We start from the raw sequence: 24,295 nt of genomic DNA, 5'->3' as shown, positions 1-24,295 counted from the left end.
CTAACGCAAGCCCGCTCGCCGGAATCCCTCCATATAGTGCTCGCGATCGGCCTCGTTGGCCCACGGCAATTGCGTCGCGATCCAATGCAGCGAGATGCCGGGCTGGGTGCGGCGGAGCTCGCTCAGCGCCATCTCCGCAAGCACGCCGTCGCCGGTCATGCCGGCAGAAACCGCGAGCACGCGGTAGGCGCCGGTGAGGTCGCCGCGGTGGCGGATCGCCTCGCGCGCGAGCGCGATGGCCTCGCCATAGCGCCGCTCCGTGAAGCGGGCGTAGCCGGCGATGCCGTGATAGATCGCCAGGGACGGATCACGCGGCGAGAGCCGCATTGCCCTCTGCGCTGCCTCGAACGATTCCTTCGGCCGCCCGGCATAGGACAGCGCCAGCGCGTAATAGCTCTGCGCCAGCGAGAAGTTCGGATTGAGCGCGAGCGCCTGCTCGAACTCGGACAGTGCGTCCGCAAGTCTTCGTGTCGAGAAGCAGACACTGCCGAGCGCGGCATGCGCCCAGGCATCCTCATGGTCGCAGCGCACCGCGGCGAGCGCGGCGGCCTCCGCCGCCGGCGCCACCACGGCAAGCTCGGTCCAGCCGAGATGCACGCCGAACATGTGGTTCGCCGCGAGCACCGACAGCGCCTGGCCGTAGTTCGGGTCGATCTCGACCGCACACTCCAGCAGCGTCCGCGCGGTCTCGTGATCCCGCCGCGTCACGCGCCAGTAATGCGACAGCGCCCGCATCAGCAGGTCCCAGGCATCCAGGCTCGCAGGGGGCTTGCGATGGGCGCGAAAACTTTCCGCCGCATGAATTTGCGGCTCGATCGCCGCGGCGATCGCGTTGGTGATCTCGTCCTGCACGGCGAACACATCGACCAGCTCGCGGTCGTAGCGCTCGGCCCAGAGATGGCTGCCGGTTGTGGCGTCGTTGAGCTGCGCGGTGATGCGCACCCGGTTGTCCGCCTTGCGCACGCTGCCTTCGACGATGTAGCGGACGCCGAGCTCCTGGGCGATCTGCCGGATGTGGACCGCGCGTCCCTTGTAGGTGAAGGACGAGTTGCGGGCGATCACCAGGAACCAGCGTTGCTTCGACAACGCGGTGAGGATGTCCTCGCTGATCCCGTCGCCGAAATAGTCCTGTGCGGGATCGCCGCTCATGTTCTCGAAAGCGAGCACTGCAATCGCCGGACGCTCCGTCTGGGCACGCGGCAAGGCAGCGACGGGCTCAGCGGACGCCGGGGCGATTGCCAATTCTTCCCGGACTTCGCCGACGAAACGAAAGCCCTTGCGTGGAATGGTCTTGATCAGCCGCTGGCTCGCACCGTCGTCACCGAGCGCCTTGCGCGCGGCGTTGATCCGGCTGTTCAGGGCGGAGTCCGAAATGATCCGATCGCTCCAGATCTGGCTGATCAGGTCATCCTTGCTGACCACACGGGTGCGCTGCGCCACCAGATAGAGCAGGAGATCGAACACCTGCGGCTGCAACGGCACGGCGGCTCCGCTGCAGGTCAGTTCCCGCAGGTCGCTGTCGAGCAGGTTGTTTTCAAAGCGAAATCGCACGTTTCTGTCGTCTCAAGCAAAAATCAAAATCGTCTCAGGCGAAAATCAACCGTCCGCAAAAGTCTTCGGCACTCCGATGCGGCATGGTGCAGCGACCAATGAAGTGCCGGCGTTTTGGCACAACGGAGCTGTTTATGACCCAAATTGATCATCAGGTTCATCCCGTCGGCCCGGTTGCGGGCTCACGCATTTTCAGGTTCATCGTTTTTCTGTACGGAATTGCGGCGTATCTCGTGTTTTTCGTCACCATTCTCTACGCCATCGGCTTCGTCATGGGGCTGGTGGTGCCGAAGACCATCGACACCGGGACCGACACGCCCGTGGCCGAGGCCGTCATCATCAATCTGCTCCTGATGGCCCTGTTTGCGGTCCAGCACAGCGTGATGGCGCGGCAGCAATTCAAGGCATGGTGGACGCAGTACGTCGCCAAGCCGGTCGAGCGCAGCACCTATGTGCTGTTTGCGAGCCTGTCATTGCTGCTCCTGTTCTGGCAGTGGCGTCCGCTGCCCACGGTCATATGGGACGTCGCGAACCCGGATCTTGCTGTGACGATCGTCACGCTGTCGCTGGTGGGCTGGGTCCTGGTGTTCACCTCGACCTTCATCATCAATCACTTCGAGTTGTTCGGATTGCATCAGGTGACCAATCATCTCGTCGGCAAGGAGGCGTCGCCGCCGCGCTTCAAGACGCCGCTGCTCTACAAGTTCGTTCGCCATCCGATCTATCTCGGCTTCATCATCGCGTTCTGGGCGGCGCCGGTCATGACCGCGGGCCATCTGCTGTTCGCCGCCGTGACCACGCTCTACATCTTCGTCGGCATTGCGCTGGAGGAGCACGACCTCGTCGATCTCTTCGGCGACGAGTATCGGCAGTACAAACAACGTGTGTCGATGCTTATTCCCTGGCGCAAGTCAGTATAGTTGGCGCGCATTTCCGCCGCGTCGGCCGAACGGAGGATGCGCGGCGGCGCCGAGGCGCGTAACGGAGCTTGCCGACCCGGCCTTCAACGTGTCTCGGGGTGAATCCCCCTCACCCCGACGCTATCAGTGCGAGCAAAGCTCGTCGCGGCCCCGCATCCGTTTTGCCGAGTTACCGGCAAACAGGAGCGGGGAGAGGAATTTAAACCTTCATCAACGGAGACGACCAAATGAAACATGTCGGAAGCTGCTTCTGCGGCGCGGTCACAATCGAGGTCACGGACGCGCCGGAGGCGATGGGTTATTGCCATTGCCGCTCCTGCCGCTCGTGGTCGGGCGGACCGGTGAACGCCTTCAGCCTGTGGAAGCCCGAAGCCGTGCGCATCACCGAAGGCGCACAGAACGTCGAGACCTTTACCAGGACACCGCTCAGCCAGCGCAAATATTGCCGGAAGTGCGGCGGCCATCTCATGACCAACCATCCGCCGCTCGGCCTGGTCGATGTCTTCACCGCCACCATCCCTACGCTGGCATTCGCGCCCGGCGTTCACGTCAATTACGCCGAGACGGTGCTGCCGATGCGCGACGGCCTGCCCAAGCTGAAGGATTTTCCGGCCGAGTTCGGCGGCAGCGGCGAGATGATGCAGGAGTAGCGGTGCCCTTCTCCTCTCCTCGCAAGCGGGAGAGGAGAGGAGAGGTTAGCTACCTCATCCCTGCGCGCCGCAATCCCTCGAGGTAATGCTCGCGATCCTCTTCCCGCAGCATCGGCAGCTCGCGCGTGATCCAGGCGAGCGAGATGCCGGGTTGGGCGCGGCGCAGGCCTTCCAGTGCGGAAGCCGCGAGCGTGGAATCCCCTGACATTCCGGCGGCGGCCGTCAGCACGCGATGCGCGCCGACGAAATCGGCGCGCTGCCGCATCGATTCGCGCGCCATCTGCGTGGCGCCTTCGTAGTCGTGGCCGATGAAACGGGCATAGGCGGCAACGCCGCAATAGATCGCCGCGAGCGGATCGCGCGGGCTGAGCCGCAGCGCGCGGCGCGCGGCGGCATCGCCGTCCTGCCATCGTCCCGCGTAGCACAGCGTCACGCCGTGGAAGGCGTGCGCCATCGCAAAGTTCGGATTGAGCTCCAGCGTCAGCTCGAATTCCGCCAGCGCGTCGTCGAAACGGCGGCGGAATAGATAAGTATAAGCGAGGCCGTGATGGGCCCAGGCATCCTCACGATCGGCCTCCACCGCCGCGAGCGCCGCGCGCTCGGCGACCGGCACGGTCGCGGCCATGCCGGCCCAGCCCATATGCGCGCCGAAGATGTGGCTGGTCGCGAGCAGGCCGAGCGCCTTGCCATAGGCGGGATCGAGCGCGACGGCCTTTTCGAGCAGTTCTTGCGCGGCGGCATTGTCCTCGCGGGTGATGCGCCAGTAATGCGACAAGGCGCGCATCACGAGGTCCCAGGCATCCAGGCTTCCCGGCGGCTTCTGCTGGGCGCGAAAACTTTCGGCGGTATAGAGCTGCGGCTCGATCGCGGCGACGATCGCCTCGGTGATCTCGTCCTGCACGGCGAAGATGTCGGCAAGCTCGCGATCGTATCGTTCGGCCCAGAGATGGCTGCCGGTCGAGACGTCGTTGAGCTGCGCGGAGATGCGCACGCGATCGCCGCTCCGCCGCACGCTGCCTTCGAGCACGTAGCGCACGCCGAGATCTCGCGCGACCTCGTGCATGTGCACGGCGCGGCCCTTGTAGACGAAGGAGGAGTTGCGCGCGACGACGAAGAACCAGCGCAGCTTCGACAGCGCTGTGATGATGTCCTCGCTGATCCCGTCGGAGAAATAATCCTGCTCGCGGTCGCCGCTCATGTTGGTGAAGGGCAGCACCGCGATCGCCGGCCGGTCCGGTAGTGCGAGCGGGGCCTGCAGAACCTTCGCGCCGAAACCGGGTTCCGGAGCGGTCGCCCCACGCTTGGTCTCGACATCGCCGACGAAACGAAAACCCTTGCGTGAGATGGTACGGATCAGTGCCTGGCTCGCGCCGCTGTCGCCGACCGCCTTGCGTGCCGCATTGATCCGGCTGGTCAGAGTGGATTCGGAGACGCTGCGCCCGTGCCAGATCTTGTCGATAAGCTCGTCCTTGCTGACCACCCGGTCGCGGTTCTCCATGAGGTGGACGACGAGATCGAAGACCTGCGGCTCCACGGCAACTGGAACCTGCTCGCGGCTCAGTTCGCGCAAGTCGGTATCGAGCAGATGATCCCGGAACAGAAACTGCACGTCGAAGACTCAGACCTTACAATGACATCGGCAATAATAAAATCAAAACGGATTTGACTGAAGTCTGTGAGTCCGCCGAGGGGCCTGCCCGGTTCACCACGATCGCGTGATGGCTGCCATGCGGTTTATGAGGAGGAATGCAACTTCAACGAGAATGTGGCGATTAAAGCCGGATGGTCGCGACCGGATGCACCGGGCTACGCCCGCCCCGGAATGACGGGAGTAGGGGGCTTTGTCCATTGCCGAACAGCTCCGTCTGCGTAAGCTGCCTCACACAGAACACAAACCACGAAGAAACGCTCATGCCCGCTTTTCCCGCCTCGACCACCGTGCTCGATTCCATCTTGTTCCGCGATGCCTTCGGTACGCCGCAGATGCGGGAGGTGTTTTCCGACGTTGCGACGGTCGCGCGCTATGCCGAGGTCGAAGTGGCGCTGGCGAAGGCGGAAGCGAAGTGCGGGGTGATCCCGCAGGATGCCGCCGATCAGATCGCGGCGCGGACCGATGTTGCCGCACTCGATTTCGACCTGTTGCGGCAGGAGACCGATGTCGTCGGCTATCCGATCTTGCCCCTGGTGCATCAGATGGTGAAGCAATGCGGCGAGGCCGGCCGCTATGTGCATTGGGGTGCGACCACGCAGGACATCATGGACACCGCCGTGGTGCTGCAACTGCGCGCCGGGCTTGAGATCGTCGAACAGGACGTCGCCGCCCTGCGCAAGATCCTCGCTGACATCTCGAAGCGCTACCGCGACACGCCGATGGCGGGCCGCACCCATCTCCAGCACGCACTGCCGGTCACCTTCGGCTACAAGACCGCGATCTGGCTTGCGATGTTCGACCGCCACGCCGAACGTCTGGCACAATTGAAGCCGCGCGTCCTGGTCGGCCAGTTCGCCGGCGCGGCCGGCACGCTGGCCTCGCTCGGCGACAAGGGCTTTGAGGTGCAGGAAGCGCTCTGCGCCGAGCTGAAGCTCGGCGTTCCCGCCTCGACCTGGCACGTCGCACGCGACGGCTTTGCCGAGACCGTGAACTTTCTCGCACTCGTCACCGGCTCGCTCGGCAAGATCGCGCTCGACATCATGATCATGGCCTCGACCGAATTCGGCGAGGTTTACGAGCCCTTCGTCAAGGGGCGCGGCGCTTCTTCGACCATGCCGCAGAAGCGCAACCCGATCTCCTCGGAACTGATGCTCGCTGCGTCCAAGGCGGTGCGCCAGCACGCCGGCCTCATGCTGGATGCCATGGTGCAGGATTTCGAGCGCGCCACCGGGCCGTGGCACGCCGAATGGATGGCGATCCCGGAAAGCTTCGTGCTGACCGCCGGCGCCTTGTACCAGGCGAAGTTCGCGCTCGCCGGCCTCATCGTGGACGAAAGCAAGATGAACGAGAATCTCGGCGTCAGCCGCGGTCTGATCGTGGCCGAAGCGGTCATGATGGGGCTCGCGCCGCAGATCGGGCGGCAGGAGGCGCATGACGTGGTCTATGACGCCTGCCGGCTCGCCAATGAGAACGGCCTGACGCTGGCGGACGCGCTCTCGTCCGACGCCCGTGTCTCTGCCAGAATCGACCGTGCCACGATCGAGGCGCTCACATCACCGAAAAATTACCTCGGCCTTGCTCCCGCCATGGTCGACCGGGTGCTGAAATCGGCAACGCGTTGAAAACCAAAATGCGTGAAACTGCGTATCTTTGGCGTGTCGCAAGGCACTCGCACACTTGTGTCTCGCGATGCTAGACTTAGATTGAGTGAGAGACGTTCGGCAGAGGATCTGGCATGACTGATCAACGCATCACCTCCCCTCCCATCGATCCCGTGAAGCTCGACCGGCTGGCCGAGGTGGCGGTGAAGGTGGGCCTGGGCTTGCGGCCGGGCCAGGATTTGCTTTTGACGGCGCCCGCGATCGCGTTGCCGCTGGTGCGGCGGATCGCCGTGCATGCCTACAAAGCCGGCGCCGGCATCGTGACGCCGATACTCTCCGACGAAGAGATGACGCTGGCGCGGTACCGCCACGGCCACGACAACAGCTTCGATCGCGCCGCCAACTGGCTCTATGATGGCATGGCGAAGGCATTCTCCAATAACACGGCGCGGCTCGCCATCGTCGGGGACAATCCGATGCTGCTGTCGGACGAAGATCCGTCCAAGGTGGCGCGCGCCAGCAAGGCCAATTCGATGGCCTATCAGCCGGCGCTGGAGAAAATCGTCAATTTCGACACCAACTGGAACATCATCGCCTATCCCAGCCCGTCCTGGGCGAAGCAGGTGTTTCCGAACGATCCGGAAGACGTTGCGATCGGCAAGCTGGCGGATGCGATCTTTGCCGCTTCGCGCGTCGACCGCGAGGACGCGATGGGCAATTGGGCGAGCCACAATGCGGTGCTGCGTGAACGCACCAACTGGCTCAATGGCCAGCATTTTCGCGCGCTGCAATATTCAGGTCCCGGCACCGACCTCACCATCGGGCTTGCCGACGGACACGAGTGGGAGGGCGGCGCCTCGCTGTCCAAGAACGGAATCAGCTGCAACGCCAACATTCCGACTGAAGAGGTTTTCACCACGCCGCATTGCCGGCGGGTCTACGGCCATGTCGTGAGCTCGAAGCCGCTGTCCTACCAGGGCACGCTGATCGACAACATCGCGGTGCGCTTCGAGGACGGCAGGATCGTCGACGCAAAAGCCTCGCGCGGCGCGGAGGTGCTGAACAAGGTGCTGGACACCGACGAGGGCGCGCGCCGTCTCGGCGAAGTCGCGCTGGTGCCGCATTCGTCGCCGATCTCGCAGAGCGGGCTGTTGTTCTACAACACGCTGTTCGACGAGAATGCGGCCTCGCACATCGCGCTCGGCCAATGCTATTCGAAGTGCTTCGTCAACGGCGCGCAGCTCACGCCGCAGCAAATCGCCGCGCAGGGCGGCAACCAGAGCCTGATCCATATCGACTGGATGATCGGCTCGGCCGAGACCGACATCGACGGCATTCTCGCCGACGGAAGCAAGGTGCCGGTGTTTCGCAAGGGCGAATGGGCGAAGTAACGCGTCTTGCGGCCCATCCTTCGAGACGCCCGCCATTGGCGGGCTCCTCAGGATGAGGTCTTGCTTCGTTGCGACATCTTAGACCCTCATGGTGAGGAGCGCCGCGTTACGGCGTGTCTCGAACCATGCAGGCCGGACAAGTACCCTCAAGCCCCTCTCACGCCGCCGCGTTGCGCAGCATCGGGCTATTGTCGATACTGAAGCGGTTGAACAGCGTCGTGAACGGGCTGCCGTCGGTGGCCCGGACGATGGCGTCGGAAGCCGCCACCGCGTCGTAGAGCGCACCGACCGGATCGCTCGAGTCGGGCAAGTCGAGGCCCCTGCGGATTTCCTCGCGGGCCTCGTTGACGTCGTCCTCGTCGTCGAGCGTCGCCTCCAGCTCATCGGCCGCATGCCGCATCTCCGGGAGGTCGCCGCCGGCGGAAAATTTGAGGATGTCGAGCCAATAGGGGCGCGCGATGACGAGCTGCACGAAAGCCTCGAAACTCTCCGCGATAATTCCCGCGCGGCCTTCCGATGAGACGTAGAGCACATTCTGCGACGGCAGCAGCACGAACGCGCCGCCGGAGCCGTCACTGCCGATCTGCCGGGGGCTGTCGATGCCGTCGACGGTGAACCAGGGCTCCTCGTCGGTTGTGAAGGAGACGTCGAGGCTGCCGAGCCAGGCGACGGATTCGCCTTGGGCTATCAGGACCTCCGGGGTGAGGGGCATCGGCATGGCTCCTTCGATTGTCACGTTCGCGCACTTTGTCGCACCCCGGAAAAAGTGGGTTCATGTGCACGAAAATGCAGGGGAATCGCGACGTTAACCGCTTCGGGTCTGCAACTTGCGGCTGATTGTCGAGGCCCGCGTAAGAAAGAATTAAAAGCCGGCTATTAGCGTTCCAACATCTTTTGAAACAATCCGGGCCGAGCCCGGCCGGTCATATTTTATTCCCAGGGGAAAAAGATGTCGCGCTCATTGATTGAAATCGGTAGTTGCAGTGTGGACCTCGAGCTGCGGCCGATCGAGCCGTCCTGGATCATCGAGGGCAACCCGGTGTCGCGCTCGCGCGTCCTGTCCACCAGCTCCGATGGTACCGCTTCGACCATCATCTGGGCTTGCACCGAAGGGCGCTTCAACTGGTACTACGATATCGACGAGACGATCATGATCATGGAAGGATCGATCGTGCTCGAAAGCGACGGCATGCCGCCGAAGCGCTACGGCCCAGGCGACGTCATTTTCTTCCGCGACGGCGCGCATGCCAAGTGGCACGTCGAAGGCCACGTCAAGAAGATCGCCTTCTGCCGCAAGACCAATCCCGCGATGATCGGTTTCCTGATCCGCGTCGTCAACAGGCTTAAGCGGATGTTCGTCTCCGCCGGCGAGCGCCGCCCCGCCTCGCTGATGGGCGCCGGTTAGCACTCAAACAGTTTCAAGGACGCTTCCCAGCGGCTACGACGGAAGAGGGGTCGGGATCAACATCCCGGCCCCTCTTTCCGTCATGGCGCAAACCTTTTCATGGCAAATCGAGCCGGTAGAAGTCGCTCGCGGTCTGCGAGAATAGCGCCGTCTTCTCGGTCTCGCTCAAGGGCGCGGCGATGCGCTTGAAGGCGTTGAAGATCACCTGGTAGCTGCACTGGCCTTTGTCCGGCGGGAAATTGCTCTCGAACATTGCGCGCTTCACCCCGAATGACTCGATGCAGGTCTCGACATAGGGCCGCCATGCCGCGGCGAGTTCCTCGGATGACGGTGGCTTGTCGCGTAAATGGAAGTCGTGGCCGAGCAAACACATTGCGAGCCCGCCGAGCTTCACCACCACGTTCTCGCATTTCGCGATCTCCCGGATCGAGGCGCGCCACTGCGGAAACACCTCCTCGCGCCGCCCGCCAAAGCGGCCGATTCCGGCCGGACCGCCGCAATGGTCGAGCACGATCCTGGTGTCGGGGAAGGCGCGGGCAAGTTCGGTCAGCTCGCCGATCTGCGGATGAAACAACCAGGCATCGAAGCTGAGGTTCAGCGGCGCGAGGCAGGCAAAGCCTTTGCGGAACGTCGGGTCCTGCAACAATCCCTTCGGCCGGTTCGCATACATGCCGGCGACGGCGGGGTCTTCGTCCCAGGCCGAGGAATGCCGGATGCCGCGGAAGCGACCGTTGCCCGCGGCGATCTCGGCCTCCAGCACCGGCTTTGCGGCGTCGCCGAGCAGAAGATTGGCGTGACTGACGATGCCGGCGCAGATCGCGGCCTTGCCGTAACCGCCGCTCGCGCTCATCGCGGCCACGCCGTTGGCGAACTCGACCTCGCCGACGGGCCGGAATGCTTCGGGCCCGTGCGCGCGATACATCGAGCGGCAGTCGACATAGACGGTGGCGATGATGTTGTGGCCGGAGGCGACATCGGCTGCCATCTCCTCGATCAGATAGCGGTGTCCGCGATTCCAGAGATGGTGATGGGGATCGACGATCGGCCGCAAGGGATCGATGATCTCCTCCCGATGCAGCGCGAGCCAGTCCTCGCGCGGCTCGACGAATAACCCGCTCGTGTTGGCGGGCAGACCGCTTGCAACCATCGGCGTTCGCTCCCCTGATGTATGCTTCTTGTTCTGGGAGCCTAGCACCTCGTCCTCGCACGCAGCAGCGCGCGTTGCGCAACCGCACCCGTCATCGCGGGCACAGCGGCGCCGTCCTCAAAACCTGCGCCGCTTCGCCCTCACGTCGACCACCAGCCGCCAGTCGGTTGCGGTGGCCTGCCTGACCTCGCCGAGCCAGTGGAAGAAATCGGCGGTGATCTCCGTAAAACTCCAGCGCGTCAGGTCGCCGGCTTCGGTCGTGCCTTCCTGCACGATGTCCTCGCCGCGCGGACGGCCGATCTGTTGGCGGAACACGCTACGGCCGGGATCGAACCAGGAAATCCGCCATGCGTCGATGGTCGGATCGTAGACCCGCAGCGTGGTGCCGTACCAATTGCCGGCGATCGGCAAGGCCGGGCTGCCTGTCGGGCGCGGGATGATCCAGACGTCCTGCACGGCGCGGCCCTCCAGCACCCAGCCGAAATGGATTTCGCCGGACGCGGTGTGTTTCGTTCCGTGGGGGCCATGGGCGCTGATCTCGGCGTCCCAATCGCCGACGAAGCGGCCATAAAGCTGGAGCGCCGCCGCGTGCTCGGGGTTCGGTCCGTCCGCATGCAATAATCTCGCAAAGTCTGTCATGTCGATCTCCTCTGTTCAGGAGACCAGCACGGCCGGCCGATGGCCGGCTTGGAGAAAATTGCGCGTCAGACGCCGTCGAGGATAATCACCGTCGGCTTCGACGGCAGCGCATCCCGCGACATCCGGAAACTTCGCTCCATGCGCCGGTCGATCTCGAACTGTTGGCCGATGAGGTGCATAAACTCGTCGAGCGGGGTCGCGAAGCGGTGCATCGGCAGCACCACCGAGGCGCGCAGCCGCTTGGTGATCTCGGAGACGCCGTCGAGCGACATGGTGTAGGTGCCGTCGATCGGCACCATCACGATGTCGAGCCGCCCGATCTGGGCAAAATGGCTGTCGTCGAGCTTGTGGTGGAGATGGCCGAGATGGCCGATGCAGAGGCCCGCGACCTCGAAGATGAAGATCGAATTGCCGTCGCGGATCATGTCGGCGCCGGAATCGTCGCCGAAATAGCGGCGGATGTCGGTGGTGACATTGCGGATGAAGGTGTCGCCGATGCGCTCCGAAACCAGCGCCGGCTTGCCGTCCTCGCCCCAGCCATGCAGCACATGAGGAATGCGCCTGTCGGGATGCAGAGAGTAATGCGTGCTGTGGGCCCGGTTCATGGTGGCGACATCGGGCAGCCGTCCCACCTGATAGGCGCCGCTATAATCGGTGGCGATGCGCAAGCCGCCGGGCGTGTCGATGAAATAGGTGGAATGGCCGGCATAGGTGATCTGGACTTCAGCCGAGGCCGCGGCCTGCCGGAACGCGACAGGCGTCACGCGGGGGGCCGCATTCGCCATCGCCAGGCATTCGCTGCGCTGAGGCTGCTGGGCGAAGGCAGGTGTTACCAGCCAACCGAGAAGCGCACAGACCGTCAGCAATAGTCGAGACATCAGGAACCGTCCGCCGCTTATCGACGATCTGATGAGTGTATCTACGAATTATCCTCGCGTCATGTGGTGCTGGCGAGCCGCGCCATTCCGCCGCTCGCCTCGATCAGTTTCACGGCCTTTTTGTCGAACGACACGAAAGTATCGGCCCCAAGCCAATTGCCTTCGTGGGCGATGACGCCATCGGCAAAATCGCCCCCGGCGTCGAGGAGCGCTAATCCAGCCTCAGCTACGGGCCGGTTGACGACCACATTGGAGGCATTGATCAAGTGCCGGATCGAAGCCGCGATATTTCCAGCAGAGGTTTTGTAGCCTCGTGAGAGGACCCAAGCTAACTCGCATAATGCGGGAATCGAGATGGCTATTAGGTCCGCGTTCTCCAGAAGGGCTTCGGCCAACTTGCTCTGTTCGGCATCATCGCCGACCAACACCCGCACCAAGACGTTGGTGTCGGGTGTTATCTTCATCGCTTGCCGGCCCAGCCATCAGCAATGACCGCGTTCATCTCCCCGATCGAGAGCGATCGACCGTTCGTCTTTCCTTTGAGGAAGCCGAAGGCATTCGAGATATTCCCGGTGGGCCGAACTGCCTTCACCTCAACTCGCCCCCCAGGAAGCTTTTCTATCGAAATCTTGTCGCCCGGATGCACACCAAGGTGCTCCAGGAGGTCTTTCCGCAGCGTAACCTGCCCCTTTGCCGTGACGGTGAGCGTGCTCATGGGATTCCTTCAATCCTTGAGATCTTCGATAAGTAAGGCAATTTATCCTTACTTTCAAGGGAGGCCGCCTTCACTCCCGCCTTCTAATTATTCACGCCTTGGGCTGAACTTCCAGGTGATGGCGACCAGGCCTGCGGTGATCAGGCCGCTGACGAGACCGGCGATGGGCAGCGCGAGCAGCAGCGCTGCGCTGGCAGCCCAGCCGATCGAGGAGAACGCCTCCGCGAAGGTCGCAAGCCGGGAGGAAGTCTGGCGGCGGCGGAATTGGCTGCGCCGGGCCTGCACCCGGAACCAGAGCTGGATCGCGGTCGCGGACGCCGCGCTGACGATGACCGCGCCGGCGCTGACCGCGGCCTGGAACGGCGAGACGAAAGCGAGCGCGGCGATCAGCGGGCAGAAGATGCCGGCAATCGCGATCAGCACCACTTCGATCTTGGCGCGGATGACGCTGGACGAAGTTAGCGGCGCGGTCGCGACCAGATCAGGCGCGTCCTCGCCCGAGATCGTCAGCCAGGCGAGCCCGCCGGCGAGTTGTCCCGCCGCCATGACGATGACGGGCGTGATCAGCGTCAGCGCCGCCGAGCTGTCGGCAAAGCTGCGCCAGAGCAGCAGCGCCGGCGGCACCAGATAGAGCAGCTGCATCAGGGTCTGCGAGATCAGCCAGGGATCGCGCCACAGCAGCGAAAACTCCTTGCGCCGCAGCGCGTGCTGCCGCGACCCGCCGCGGAACGGGCGCTCCTTCGCGCTTGTGCGGCCGGACGCGCCATAGGCGGCGGCATCGATCGCGGTGTCTGCAAAGCGGCCCGAGAAGATCGCCATGACGCTCCCGAGCAGCACGAGGCCGAGCGCCAGAAGCAGCAGCAGCGCTTCGCTGTCGCCGATGGCCGCGCGCGCCGGCCACCACCAGATGCTGTCGACGTCGGGGGCATGGTCAGCCACGCTACCCGAGGTCAGGATGGTGAAGCGCGACAACGTGCCGTAGGACATGATTGCCGCGACCTGGAGCGCGATCACGAAGCCGGCGCCGATGATCGCGGCGAGGATCTGCGCGACGAACCGTGTCCGCGCCGGGCCGATCAGGCGGAACAGCAGGATGGTGACGGCAATCGCGATCGCCGCGGCCGACAGGCCCATGGCGACGACGAGGCCGAACGCCGCAAGCCAGCGTGCGCCGCCCCCGAACACCAGCACGTCGATGAAGGGCGTGGAGAACAGCAGCGCTATCACCGTGACGGTGAGCGCGATCGCGGCGATGCGCACCGAGAACAGATTGGCCAGCGTCGCGGGCGAGGACATGATGAGGTCGAGATCGGCGCGGGCGTAAAACACCCGCGTCACCGATTCGATCGCCTGTGACAGCATCAGCGTCCAGGCGAGAAAGATGGTCGCCGAGATCACGATCAGCGAGGATTTGTCGAGCGGCAGTTCCAGGTCCGCGAAGCGGCCGATCACCGCCCAGGCCGGCACGTGCAGCAGCGCCGCGAACAACAGCAGGCCGATCACCGCGACACGAGCCCGTTTGCGCCGCCCGCCGGTCATCATGGCGAACCATTCGCGCCAGGCGAGCCGGAGCTCGTGGCGGGCAAACCAGGAGAGCGCGGTGGCCGAACTCATGCGGCTTCCTGCAGCGTCACCAGCGCGATGAAGAGATCTTCCAGGCTGGTGTCGGCGTGGCCGTTCTGCTGGCGCAGCTCGGTCAGCGTGCCCTCCGCGACCAGGCGCCCGGCTGCGATCACGCCGATGCGGTCGGCCATGCGTTCGGCGACCTCAAGGATATGCGTGGTCATGATGACGGTGCAGCCGGCGCGCACGCGATCGCTCAGCAATCCCTTCACGTGGCGGGCGGAGACGGCGTCCAGTCCCGTCAGCGGCTCGTCGAGAATGATGAGGCGGGGATCGTGCACCAGTGCGCCGGCGAGAGCGACCTTCTGGCGCATGCCCTTGGAAAAGCCCTCGCAGCGTTCGTGCCGGTGCGGCTCGAGCCCGAGCGAGGCGAGCAGCCCCTCGGCGATCGGTTCCGAGACCGACGGTGCGATGCCCCACAGACCGGCGACGAATTCGAGATATTCGAGCGGGGTGAGCTTGTCGTAGATCATGGGCTCGTCGGAGACCCACGCCATCACCTGCTTGGCGGCGACGGGGTTTTGGAGCGCATCGATGCCGAAGATCGAGACCGCGCCGGCATCGGGCCGCAGCAAGCCGGCAACCATGCGCAAAGTGGTGGTCTTGCCGGCGCCATTGGGGCCGACCAGCGCATAGAATTCGCCGGCATGGATGGTGAGATCGAGGCTATCGACCGCCAGGCGGTCAAAACGCTTCGTTAACCCCAGGACTTCGAGCGCCGAGTCGTCCGGCTTCATGACGGCCACACTTTGCGGTTTTGCATCGCTCGCGACCATGATCCGAAGATGTTTCGGCACCGTGAATCGCGCTGCCGCAAATTCCGTCATCCGGATTGGACTAAAGGCAAGTCACCGTTTGTTGACAGCGCTTGGCGGTTCAGGCTGAATTGGCCAAGGGACGAATGGCGCGAACGCGGCGAAACGACTGCGTAGCGACTGAACACAAGATGCGGCAAGGCGGTCAGGAAGAACCGCCGGTTGTATCGGGAGGATGCGCAACGATGCTGGATTTCGTTCAGCAGCTGGTCAGCGGTGTTGCGCTCGGCTGCGTCTACGGCCTGATCGCGCTCGGTTTCGTGCTCGTCTACAAGGCCACCGAGGTCGTCAATTTCGCCCAGGGCGATTTGATGATGCTGGGCGGCTTCTTCGCCTTCACCTTCATCGGCATGTTGGGCCTGAACTACTGGGTCGGCTTTGCCGGCGCGGTGGCAGCGATGGCGCTGTTCGGCATGCTGGCCGAGCGCGTGGTGGTGCGGCCGATACTCGGCTATCCGCAATTCTCCATCATCATGGCGACCATCGGGCTCGGCTATTTCCTGCGCTCGGTCGCCGGCATGATCTGGGGCACCGACGATTTCAAGATCGACACGCCGTTCAGCCAGGGCGTGCTGCGCATTGGTTCGCTGGTGCTCGCCTACGACAAGCTGTCGGTGATCGCGGCCACCGTCATCCTCTGCACGCTGCTCTGGCTGTTCTTCAACAAGACCATGCTCGGCACCGCGATGCGCGCCAGTTCCGAGAACATGCTGGCAGCCTATTACATGGGCATCCCGGTCAAGCGCGTGGTGTCGATCGTCTGGGCGATCAGCGCGGCGGTTGCGACCTGCGCCGGCGTGCTGCTGGCGCCGATCACCTTCATCCATTCCAATGTCGGTCTGGTGCTTGGCCTGAAGGCGTTCCCGGCCGCCGTGCTCGGCGGGTTCGGCTCGATCCCCGGCGCCGTCGTCGGCGGCGTCCTGATCGGCGTCATCGAGAGCATGGCCGGCTTCTATCTGGTCGAGGGCTGGAAGGACGTCGCGCCCTACATCGTGCTGCTCGCCGTGCTCCTGCTGAAGCCCGAAGGCCTGTTCGGCCGTCACGTCCGCAAGAAGGTCTGAACGCCATGCGCTTCCTGTTCAAGACCGACTATGAAGACGACATCAAGCTGTTCCCGCACTCGGGCTATTTCGTCTCATACGGTCTTCTGCTGGCCGTGCTGCTGATCGCGCCCTATGTGCTCTCCAGCTATCTGATGAGCCAGCTCGTCTTCGTCTGCATCTATGCGACCGTCGGTGTGGCGCTGCTGATTTTGACGGGCTTCACCGGGCAGGCCTCGCTCGGCCATGCGGCGTTTCTCGCGATCGGCGCCTATACGGCGGCGTACTTGCAGAAATATGGAGTGCCGTTCCCGGTCTATTTCCTCGCGGCCGGGCTCCTGACCGGTCTGATCGGTGCGCTGGTCGGCTTCCCCGCGCTGCGGCTGCAAGGCATTTATCTCGTCATCGCCACCATCTCCTTCGCCTTCATTGTCGAAGAGATCCTGGCGCGCTGGGAGAGCGTCACCAACGGCAACGAGGGCATGCGGATCAAGGCGGTGGCGCTGTTTGGGGTCACAGTCTCGCGCGACAGCCCGACCTTCTATTTTCTCTGCCTTGCCGTGCTGGTGCTGACCATCGTCGGCACGCTCAATTTGCTGCGTTCGCCGACCGGGCGCGCCTTCGTCGCGATCCGCGACAGTGAGACCGCGGCGCGCAGCATGGGCGTCAATGTCGCGCTGTACAAAGTCAAATCCTTTGCGATCTCGGCGGCGATCACCGGCTTCGCCGGCGTGCTGTTCGCGCACAAGCTCTCCTTCATCTCACCGGAGATGTTCACGCTGCAGCTCTCGATCGAGTTCATCATCGTGATCCTGATCGGCGGCACCTTCAGCCTGCACGGCGCGGTGTTGGGGGCGATCTTCATCGTGATGATCGATCCGTTCCTGACCTACCTCAAGGACGACATGCCCGGCATCATCGCCGGCATTGCCGCGGCGTTCGGAGCAGGCGCGCAAGGCGCGGCCAACGTCCAGTCCAAGGTCGCGGCCTTCGCCTCGCTCAACGGCCTGAAAGGCGCGATCTACGGCATCATTATCGTATTGTTCGTGCTGTTCGAGCCGCTCGGGCTCTACGGCCGCTGGCTGAAGATAAAACTCTTCTTCCAGCTGTTCCCACTCTACAAGCGCGCCACCTTCAAGCGGCAGAAGATCTACGTGAAGTCGGAGCGCAACCGATGAGCTATTTTCGCGCAGAGAATCTGTCGCTGCATTTCGGCGGGCTGAAGGCGGTCGATGCGGTGTCGTTCGCGGTGGAGAGGGGCGAGATCCTCTCGATCATCGGACCCAACGGCGCCGGCAAGAGCTCGATCTTCAATTTGATCTCGCGGATCTACCGGCCGACCTCGGGCCGCATCTTCTTCGAGGACCAGGATATCACCGAGCAGCCGCCCTACGACATCGCAAGGCTCGGCATCGCCCGTACTTTCCAGAACATCGAGCTGTTCGAGAATGCCACCGTGCTGTCGAACCTTTTGGTCGGCCGCCACCGGCATTCGACCACGCAGCTCTGGCAGGAGCTGTTGTTCCTGCCAAGCGTGCGCGCGGGCGAGAAGCTGCATCGCCGCAGGGTGGAGCAGGTGATCGAATTCCTCGATCTCGAGCCCTATCGCGACAAGCTGATCTCGGGCCTTCCTTACGGCGTGCGCAAGGTGATCGAGCTTGCGCGCGCGCTGTGCTCGGAGCCGAAGCTGATCCTGCTTGACGAGCCGTCCTCGGGCCTCAACGTCGAGGAGACCGACGACATGTCGTTCTGGATCCGCGACCTGAAAACCGATCTCGGCGTCACCGTGCTCATGGTCGAGCACGACATGTCGCTGGTCAACCGCGTCTCCGACCGCGTCATTGCGCTGAACTACGGCCGGGTGCTGGCCACGGGCTCCCCCGCCGAAGTGCAGCAGCACCCTGACGTCGTCGCCGCGTATTTGGGAGCCTGACGCATGGACGCCGCCGTCATGCCCGATATCATCTTGAAGCTCTCCAACATCGAGAGCTATTACGGGCCGATCATGGCGATCCGCGGCATCTCGCTGGAGGTGCCGCGCGGCCGTATCGTCACGCTGCTGGGCGCCAACGGCGCTGGCAAGACCACGGTGCTGAAGACCATCTCCGGCATTCTCGATCCGCAGAAGGGCGCCATCGAGTTCATGGGCAGGCCGATCCAACGCATGGAGGCGGACAGGATCGTGCGGCTCGGCCTCAGCCACGTGCCGGAGGGGCGCGAGGTGTTTCCGTTCCTCTCCGTGCGCGAGAATCTGATGATGGGCGCCTATCCGCGTAGGGATCGTGACGGCATTGCGGAAGATCTGGAGCGTGTCTACGGCTATTTCCCGCGTTTGAAGGAGCGCATCAACCAACCGGCCGGACAGCTCTCCGGCGGCGAACAGCAGATGCTCGCGATCGGCCGCGCGCTGATGAACCGGCCGACGCTGCTGCTGCTCGACGAGCCCTCGCTCGGCCTGTCGCCGCTGCTGGTGACGGAGATCTTCTCCATCATCCGCCGGGTCAACGAGGAGCGGGGCATGTCGATCCTGCTGGTCGAGCAGAACGCCAAGGTTGCGCTGGAGACGGCGCATTACGGCTATGTGCTGGAGATCGGCCGGATCGTGATGAACGACACCTGCGACCGCTTGATGCATTCCCAGGACATCCAGGAATTCTACCTTGGCGCCAAGGAAGCGGGCGCCCGAGGCGAGCGGCGCTGGAAGAAGAAGAAGACTTGGCGTTAGAGCAAGACTTGGCTTTGAAACAAGACTTGGCATTGAAACAAGACTTGGTGTTGGAGCAAGACTTGGCGTTAGATCAGGATACCCGTCCGCAACAATAGACCGCCGGCAAGGCAGGCAGCGGAGGGGAACGCGACAAGGAGGAGACGTGCATGGCCCGACAGGCGGTGCTGACGGTCGCTGACACCATCGCGAAAAGCTTTTTGCGCGCCGCGGAGACGCGGGGCGACAGGCCAGCTATACGCGAGAAGAAATTCGGGATCTGGCAGCCGACGAGCTGGCGCGAATGGCTGGAGATATCGAAGGAGATCGCCTACGCGCTGCACGCCATCGACTTCAGGCCCGGCGACGTCGCCTCCATCATCGCTAACGCCGTGCCGGAATGGGTCCATGCCGACATGGGCATTCTATGCGCCGGCGGCGTCTCCTCCGGAATCTATCCGACCGATGCGTCGTCCCAGGTCGAATACCTCGTCAATGATTCCCGAACCAAAGTAATCTTCGCCGAGGACGAGGAGCAGCTCGACAAGGTGCTGGCCTGCCGCGCGCGCTGTCCGTCTCTGCAAAAGGTCATCGTGTTCGACATGGAGGGCCTCAGCGGGTTCTCCGACGACATGGTGATGTCGCTCGACGAGTTTCGCGCGCTCGGGCGCAACCACATGGCCGGCCGCGAGGCGCTGTGGCAGGAGATGGTCGACAGTCGCAGCGCCAGCGATCTCGCGGTTCTCGTCTATACATCCGGCACTACGGGTCCGCCCAAGGGCGCCATGCACGCCAACCGCAGCGTCACGCATCAGATGCGGCACGCCAACGATTTCATCCCGGCGCGGGAGGACGACGATCGGCTGATCTTCCTGCCGCTCTGCCACGTCGCCGAACGGATCGGCGGCTATTACATCTCGGTCGCGCTCGGCTCGGTGATGAATTTTGCCGAGAGTCCGGAGACCGTGCCGGACAATCTGCGCGAGGTGCAGCCGACCATCTTCCTCGCGGTGCCGCGCATCTGGGAAAAGTTCTATTCCGCCATCACCATCGCGCTAAAGGATGCGACGCCGTTCCAGCAATGGGTCTACCGCCGCGCCATCGACATCGGCTATCGCATCGTCGATTGCAGGATCGAAGGAAAGGCGCCGCCGCTGTCGTTGCGCATCGCCAACGGCATCGCTTACCGGCTCGCCTTCCGCAACATCCGCCGGATGATCGGGCTCGACCGTTGCCGCATCGCCTTCACCGGCGCGGCGCCGATCGCACCGGATCTGATCCGCTGGTATCTCGCGCTCGGAATCGACATCCACGAGCTCTACGGCCAGACCGAGAATTGCGGCGTCGCGACCATGATGCCGGCGGAGCGGATCAAGCTTGGCTCGGTCGGCAAGGCTGTGTCCTGGGGTGAGGTCGCGCTGTCGCCCGACGGCGAGATCTTGATCAAGGGCGACTTCCTGTTCATGGGCTATCTGAACCAGCCGGAGAGGACAGCCGAGACCATCGACCATCGCGGCTGGCTGCATACCGGCGACGTCGGCACCATCGACAATGAAGGCTTCGTCCGCATCACCGACCGGATGAAGGACATCATCATCACCTCCGGCGGCAAGAACATCACGCCGTCCGAGATCGAGAACCAGTTGAAATTCTCGCCCTACATCTCGGATTCCGTGGTGATCGGCGATAAGCGGCCGTACCTCACCTGCCTCGTGATGATCGACCAGGAGAATGTCGAGAAATTCGCCCAGGACCACGACATCCCATTCACCAATTATGCTAGCCTGTGCCGCGCGACGGAGATCCAGGACCTGATCTGGCGTGAGATCGAAGCGGTCAACGCCAATTTCGCCCGCGTCGAAACCATCAAGAAATTCTATCTGATCGAACGCCAGCTCACTCCGGAGGACGAGGAGCTGACGCCGACCATGAAGCTGAAGCGCGGCTTCGTGAACAAGCGCTATGCCGCCGATATCGAGGCGATGTACCTCGCGCGGGCGGTGGCTTGACCAATCTCGTTCGAAAACAGCGAAGGAGTGATGGCCCCCACCCTTCGCATCATGCGGGCCCCAAGGAGAGGAGACGTCAATGTCGAGATCGTCGAGAGCGTTCGGCTTTGCGGTAGGCGCGGTGGTGCTCACCAGTCTGCCCGCCGCAGCGCAGACCAAGGTCACCAATGAAGGCATCTCGGCCTCCGAGATCGTCATCGGCACCCATCAGGATCTTTCAGGGCCGATCAAGGTCTGGGGCGTGCCGGTCTCCAACGGCATGAAGATGGCCGTCGAGGAAATCAACGCGGCCGGTGGCGTCCAGGGACGCAAGATCAGGATGATCCTCGAAGACAACGGCTACGATCCGAAGAAGGGCGTGCTGGCCTCGCAGAAGATGGTCGAGCGCGACAAGATCTTCGTCATGATCGGCTCGATGGGATCGGCGCCGACGCTGGCTGCGCAGGACATCCTGTTCGATGCCGGCGTGCTCCAGCTCTTTCCGCTGACCGCCGCCGAGTTCACCTTCAAGTTCGACCCGGCCAAGCCGCAGGAGCGGCTGAAGTTCAACAACCTCTTGCCCTACGTCGAGAGCACGCGCGCCGCGCTGAAATACATGGTGGAGTGGAAGAATTTTGGGAAGCCCTGCATCATGCACCAGGACGACGAGTACGGAAAGAACGTGCTCGACGGCTTCACCCAGCAATTGACGGCCATGAAGCTGCAGCCGGCGTCGGTGACGAGCTACAAGCGCGGCGCCTCCGACTTCAGCGCGCAGATCGCCAAGATGAAGTCCGACGGCTGCGATCTCGTCGTGCTCGGCACCGTGATCCGCGAAACCATCGGTGCCATGACGGAGGCGAAGAAGCTCGGCTGGGACGTCACCTTCCTGGGGGCGACGCCGACCAACGTGCTGGAAGTGCCGGCGCTCGGCAAGGACGCCGTCGAGGGTCTCTATGCAGCGTCAGGCTTCGAGATTCCGTACGAGGACACCGCCAAGGGCAAGGTCCACGACTGGCTCGTCAACTACAAGAAGATGTTCAACACCGATGCCAACACCCAGGCGATCATCGGCTACAACGCGGTGACGACGTTTGCGTTCTACGCCAACAAGGCGGGCAAGGATCTGACCGGCCAGAAGATGCTGGACGCGCTGGAATCGGGCGACAAGTTCCTCGACATCTTCAACTCGCCGCCGACCAAGTTCTCCAAGACCGACCACCTCGCCAACACCATCACCCAGGTGCAGCAGGTCAAGGGCGGCCGCTGGGTCCTGGTGAAGGACAATCTGATGTTTTGATCGGATCGCTCTTGCGGCGCTAACGGTGCACCCTCGTCCCTTGCGGGAGAGGGTGGATCGCCGCGAAGCGGCGAGCCGGGTGAGAGGTTCCCTCCTCGCGAACAGTCTTGCCCCTCATCCGGTGCCATAGCCGATGCGAAGCGTCGGCGTTCTTTAAGGACGATTCACGATCCCCCGCCCGCGGTGCCGGAATTCACCGGGGCCAGTTCGTCTTCCCGGCAGCGCCAGCCGTCGGCGGCTTTCACAAACGCAAAAGTGCGCTGGATCCTGAGGCGGCGTGTGACGTTGAAGGCGTCTGCGGAGCGCTCCTTGTTGCCGCCGCCAGGCTGTGGACGACCCGTCCTGGCGTCCCAGCAGGTGCCCGTGCAGGCGGACGCGACCTTGCTGCACATGGTGAAGGGCGCCAGCACAACCATCTCGATCTCGCCCGTGACCTGCGCCTCTTGCTCGGTCACCTGGCTGTCGAGCGCGTAGACGCGGTTGATGCGGAGGAAGTTGCCGCAGGAATTGGCCGCGTGGATTCGCGCGGCGCAGAAGTCGACGGCGTCGGTGTCGGGCAAGCGGGCTACGACCTGTCGGCCGAACACCTTTTTCGGATCGCCTTTCGCCGCGCCAATCTCGCCGGCCTTGTGCTTGAGATAGCCGGCGAGACAGTCCTCCGCCGACTCGAGCTCCCCGAGCGGCACGTTCTCCTTGCCGACCAGATTGCATTTGCGATCGCGCTCCCGCGTCCACCGGCCATATTCGGCGAAGGCAAAGCGTGCCGCTGTCGGATCGAGCTTGCTGATCAGGCTGAGCACCTGGCTGTTCAATTCGGTCTCGGCAAGCGCCAGCGACGGGTCCGCACAGATCAGCGCACCCGCTGCGGTGTTGGCCGCGAGACAGTCGAAATCCGGATCGCGCACGATCGCTGCGCGCTCCTCGGTCACCTTGAGGAGGCATGCCTTCACCCGGTCGAAATCGTCGGTGCGGATTGCGGTCTGGCCGACGATGCCGCAACCGAGGTTGCGCTGGCGGATCCAGATCGCGTTCTCCTCGATTCCAGGCAGGCGATCGGGCAGGCGGGCAAGTCGCGCCTCGATTCCCGTGCTCAGCTTCTCTGCGGCGGCGGCAAGCTCGGCATCACCGCAGAACAATTGATTACCGGGATCGCGAATCTGCTGGCAGTTGTTCCTGGCGAACAGCGGCAGCCTGTCGGCGATGGAGCGGTCGGAGGTGCCTGATTGCGCGAAGCCCGGTGCCGCCGGCAAAGCCAGCAGCGCAAGCAAAGTCAGCACGATGAACCGCATTCCAGTCGCCCCCGCATAGCCGCGGCCATGCTAGCGTCCCGGATCGCGCGGCGAAATGGCTTTGTGGCGGGATTTCGCTGCGTTCCGTCCGGGCTACAACATCACTCAATGCGCCTCGGCGGCGATCATCGAGAACCGCACGGGTTCGTCGACATATTTCATCACGGCCGACTGGTAGAGCACGAACAGCGGCTGGTAGCTCCGTGCAGCGTCGTCCTCGACCATTGCCATGCGGCGGTTGTCGAGCATCAGCCAATGGCCGTCGAGCCGTGCGGCGGCAACCGCATGCTCTTCGCCGGCCCTGACGTCGCGCACCACGACAATGCGAAGGTCTTCGGCGGCAACGCCCGCGAGCCGCAGGGCGGCGAGCTTGGCAATGGCATAGTCCTCGCAATCGCCGGCGCCACGCGCGAAGGTCGCGAGCGGCGAGCTCCAGACGTCCTCAGAACCGTCATTGGCGGCACGGATAGCCAGGTTGATGGCGCGATTGGTTTCGCCCAGCAGAGCGCGTCCGTCACGGCTGCGGGCCTGGTCGACGATGGCGATCAGTTTCAGCGCGGCGGGCGAAGCGCAATTGTCCCGGTCGCCGTCGCACAGCGCGAGCTGCACCATGTCGTCATCGAGCCTGGACTTCAGCGCGAACCATTTCTGTTGCAGGTCGCCGGCGGAGGTGGCGAAGGCGAACACGCCGAATGGCTCGGCGGATTTGCGCACGAGGACACCGGCTCCCGGCGACAGCAGCGTGCCGGCGCGAAGCTCGGCGGCCGATCCGAGCAGGATCAATCCGCACAGCACAGTAATTGCGCGCCAAGCGCGCGAGCGAGCAGCGGTCTCCATCTGACATCCCCTTCCGGCTTCGCCAGGTCCCCCTCGACCTGGTCGTGCGGGCTTTGTTGCTTTCGCGGAGATAGTGCGAGACGGGCTGTTTTGTTCTGCTTAACGCGCCCGGCTGAGGTCCCACAACCGGGTAACAGGCTGAAATCGGTCT

At 63.7% G+C, this 24,295-nt stretch carries 23 protein-coding genes; 11 read left to right on the top strand and 12 right to left on the bottom strand.

Annotation, left to right across the window (positions count from 1 at the left end; all coding sequences use genetic code 11):
- The gene (locus ABIB00_RS01660; protein WP_354103158.1) at window positions 1–1,551 is read right to left on the bottom strand and encodes a winged helix-turn-helix domain-containing protein; all 1,551 of its coding nucleotides are present in this window, start codon (window positions 1,549–1,551) and stop codon (window positions 1–3) included.
- Window positions 1,552–1,685: 134 nt separating this feature from the next.
- Here ABIB00_RS01660 and mddA point away from each other — a divergent pair, with 134 nt between their 5' ends.
- The gene (mddA, locus tag ABIB00_RS01655; protein WP_354103157.1) at window positions 1,686–2,471 is read left to right on the top strand and encodes a methanethiol S-methyltransferase; all 786 of its coding nucleotides are present in this window, start codon (window positions 1,686–1,688) and stop codon (window positions 2,469–2,471) included.
- A 227-nt stretch (window positions 2,472–2,698) separates the two neighbouring features.
- A complete protein-coding gene (locus ABIB00_RS01650) occupies window positions 2,699–3,121 on the top strand; it encodes a GFA family protein (protein ID WP_354103156.1) in 423 nt (140 codons plus the stop codon).
- Between the two features lie 49 nt (window positions 3,122–3,170).
- Here the strand turns inward: ABIB00_RS01650 and ABIB00_RS01645 are convergent, their stop codons facing one another.
- Window positions 3,171–4,730, bottom strand: coding sequence for a winged helix-turn-helix domain-containing protein (locus tag ABIB00_RS01645; protein ID WP_354103155.1), 1,560 nt, complete (start codon window positions 4,728–4,730; stop codon window positions 3,171–3,173).
- A 302-nt stretch (window positions 4,731–5,032) separates the two neighbouring features.
- Here ABIB00_RS01645 and pcaB point away from each other — a divergent pair, with 302 nt between their 5' ends.
- Both pcaB and ABIB00_RS01635 read left to right on the top strand, forming a co-directional pair.
- Window positions 5,033–6,394, top strand: a complete 1,362-nt coding sequence (gene pcaB, locus ABIB00_RS01640; protein ID WP_354103154.1) for a 3-carboxy-cis,cis-muconate cycloisomerase — start codon at window positions 5,033–5,035, stop codon at window positions 6,392–6,394.
- Window positions 6,395–6,507: 113 nt separating this feature from the next.
- Window positions 6,508–7,764 carry an aminopeptidase gene (locus ABIB00_RS01635; protein ID WP_354103153.1) on the top strand — a complete coding sequence of 419 codons (1,257 nt, stop codon included), beginning with the start codon at window positions 6,508–6,510 and terminating at the stop codon, window positions 7,762–7,764.
- Between the two features lie 157 nt (window positions 7,765–7,921).
- On the opposite strand, the gene ABIB00_RS01630 is transcribed toward ABIB00_RS01635, so the two are convergent.
- Entirely contained in the window at window positions 7,922–8,476 is a 555-nt protein-coding gene (locus ABIB00_RS01630; RefSeq protein WP_354103152.1) for a hypothetical protein, read from the bottom strand.
- Between the two features lie 237 nt (window positions 8,477–8,713).
- Between ABIB00_RS01630 and ABIB00_RS01625 the strand changes: the two genes are divergently transcribed.
- The gene (locus ABIB00_RS01625; protein WP_247344256.1) at window positions 8,714–9,169 is read left to right on the top strand and encodes a cupin domain-containing protein; all 456 of its coding nucleotides are present in this window, start codon (window positions 8,714–8,716) and stop codon (window positions 9,167–9,169) included.
- A gap of 97 nt (window positions 9,170–9,266) precedes the next feature.
- Here ABIB00_RS01625 and ABIB00_RS01620 read toward each other — a convergent pair whose 3' ends face one another.
- From ABIB00_RS01620 to ABIB00_RS01590, 7 genes are all read right to left on the bottom strand, one after another.
- Window positions 9,267–10,316 carry an amidohydrolase family protein gene (locus tag ABIB00_RS01620; RefSeq protein WP_354103151.1) on the bottom strand — a complete coding sequence of 350 codons (1,050 nt, stop codon included), beginning with the start codon at window positions 10,314–10,316 and terminating at the stop codon, window positions 9,267–9,269.
- 117 nt (window positions 10,317–10,433) lie between these two features.
- Window positions 10,434–10,955, bottom strand: coding sequence for a hypothetical protein (locus tag ABIB00_RS01615; protein WP_354103150.1), 522 nt, complete (start codon window positions 10,953–10,955; stop codon window positions 10,434–10,436).
- Window positions 10,956–11,020: 65 nt separating this feature from the next.
- A complete protein-coding gene (locus ABIB00_RS01610; protein WP_354103149.1) occupies window positions 11,021–11,833 on the bottom strand; it encodes an MBL fold metallo-hydrolase in 813 nt (270 codons plus the stop codon).
- A 59-nt stretch (window positions 11,834–11,892) separates the two neighbouring features.
- Entirely contained in the window at window positions 11,893–12,297 is a 405-nt protein-coding gene (locus ABIB00_RS01605) for a type II toxin-antitoxin system VapC family toxin (protein WP_354103148.1), read from the bottom strand.
- The gene (locus ABIB00_RS01600) at window positions 12,294–12,548 is read right to left on the bottom strand and encodes an AbrB/MazE/SpoVT family DNA-binding domain-containing protein (protein ID WP_354103147.1); all 255 of its coding nucleotides are present in this window, start codon (window positions 12,546–12,548) and stop codon (window positions 12,294–12,296) included. Before ABIB00_RS01600 ends, ABIB00_RS01605 begins: the two co-directional genes overlap by 4 nt.
- 87 nt (window positions 12,549–12,635) lie before the next feature.
- Window positions 12,636–14,162, bottom strand: a complete 1,527-nt coding sequence (locus tag ABIB00_RS01595) for a permease (RefSeq protein WP_354103146.1) — start codon at window positions 14,160–14,162, stop codon at window positions 12,636–12,638.
- A complete protein-coding gene (locus ABIB00_RS01590; protein ID WP_354103145.1) occupies window positions 14,159–14,908 on the bottom strand; it encodes an ABC transporter ATP-binding protein in 750 nt (249 codons plus the stop codon). The genes ABIB00_RS01595 and ABIB00_RS01590 overlap by 4 nt, the downstream gene beginning before the upstream one ends.
- Window positions 14,909–15,171: 263 nt before the next feature.
- Between ABIB00_RS01590 and ABIB00_RS01585 the strand changes: the two genes are divergently transcribed.
- The 6 genes from ABIB00_RS01585 to ABIB00_RS01560 all read left to right on the top strand — a co-directional run bounded on the left by ABIB00_RS01585 (window position 15,172) and on the right by ABIB00_RS01560 (window position 22,018).
- Complete coding sequence (locus ABIB00_RS01585) at window positions 15,172–16,047, top strand: branched-chain amino acid ABC transporter permease (protein WP_354051374.1); 876 nt, start codon at window positions 15,172–15,174, stop codon at window positions 16,045–16,047.
- Between the two features lie 5 nt (window positions 16,048–16,052).
- A complete protein-coding gene (locus ABIB00_RS01580; protein ID WP_354103144.1) occupies window positions 16,053–17,204 on the top strand; it encodes a branched-chain amino acid ABC transporter permease in 1,152 nt (383 codons plus the stop codon).
- Window positions 17,201–17,959, top strand: coding sequence for an ABC transporter ATP-binding protein (locus ABIB00_RS01575; RefSeq protein WP_354103143.1), 759 nt, complete (start codon window positions 17,201–17,203; stop codon window positions 17,957–17,959). The genes ABIB00_RS01580 and ABIB00_RS01575 overlap by 4 nt, the downstream gene beginning before the upstream one ends.
- 3 nt (window positions 17,960–17,962) lie before the next feature.
- A complete protein-coding gene (locus ABIB00_RS01570) occupies window positions 17,963–18,751 on the top strand; it encodes an ABC transporter ATP-binding protein (RefSeq protein ID WP_354103142.1) in 789 nt (262 codons plus the stop codon).
- Window positions 18,752–18,900: 149 nt separating this feature from the next.
- Window positions 18,901–20,739 carry an AMP-dependent synthetase/ligase gene (locus ABIB00_RS01565; RefSeq protein WP_354103141.1) on the top strand — a complete coding sequence of 613 codons (1,839 nt, stop codon included), beginning with the start codon at window positions 18,901–18,903 and terminating at the stop codon, window positions 20,737–20,739.
- Window positions 20,740–20,818: 79 nt separating this feature from the next.
- On the top strand, window positions 20,819–22,018 hold the full coding sequence (locus ABIB00_RS01560; protein ID WP_247344223.1) for an ABC transporter substrate-binding protein: 1,200 nt from the start codon (window positions 20,819–20,821) through the stop codon (window positions 22,016–22,018).
- 164 nt (window positions 22,019–22,182) lie between these two features.
- On the opposite strand, the gene ABIB00_RS01555 is transcribed toward ABIB00_RS01560, so the two are convergent.
- On the bottom strand, window positions 22,183–23,307 hold the full coding sequence (locus ABIB00_RS01555; protein WP_354103140.1) for a lysozyme inhibitor LprI family protein: 1,125 nt from the start codon (window positions 23,305–23,307) through the stop codon (window positions 22,183–22,185).
- A gap of 105 nt (window positions 23,308–23,412) precedes the next feature.
- On the bottom strand, window positions 23,413–24,144 hold the full coding sequence (locus tag ABIB00_RS01550; RefSeq protein WP_354103139.1) for a transglutaminase-like cysteine peptidase: 732 nt from the start codon (window positions 24,142–24,144) through the stop codon (window positions 23,413–23,415).
- Between the last annotated feature and the right edge of the window lie 151 nt (window positions 24,145–24,295).

The organism is Bradyrhizobium sp. LB14.3, from assembly GCF_040547985.1.
GTDB lineage: Bacteria > Pseudomonadota > Alphaproteobacteria > Rhizobiales > Xanthobacteraceae > Bradyrhizobium.
Note: the sequence above shows the minus strand (reverse complement) of the source record. Positions and strands in the feature narration are given on the sequence as shown.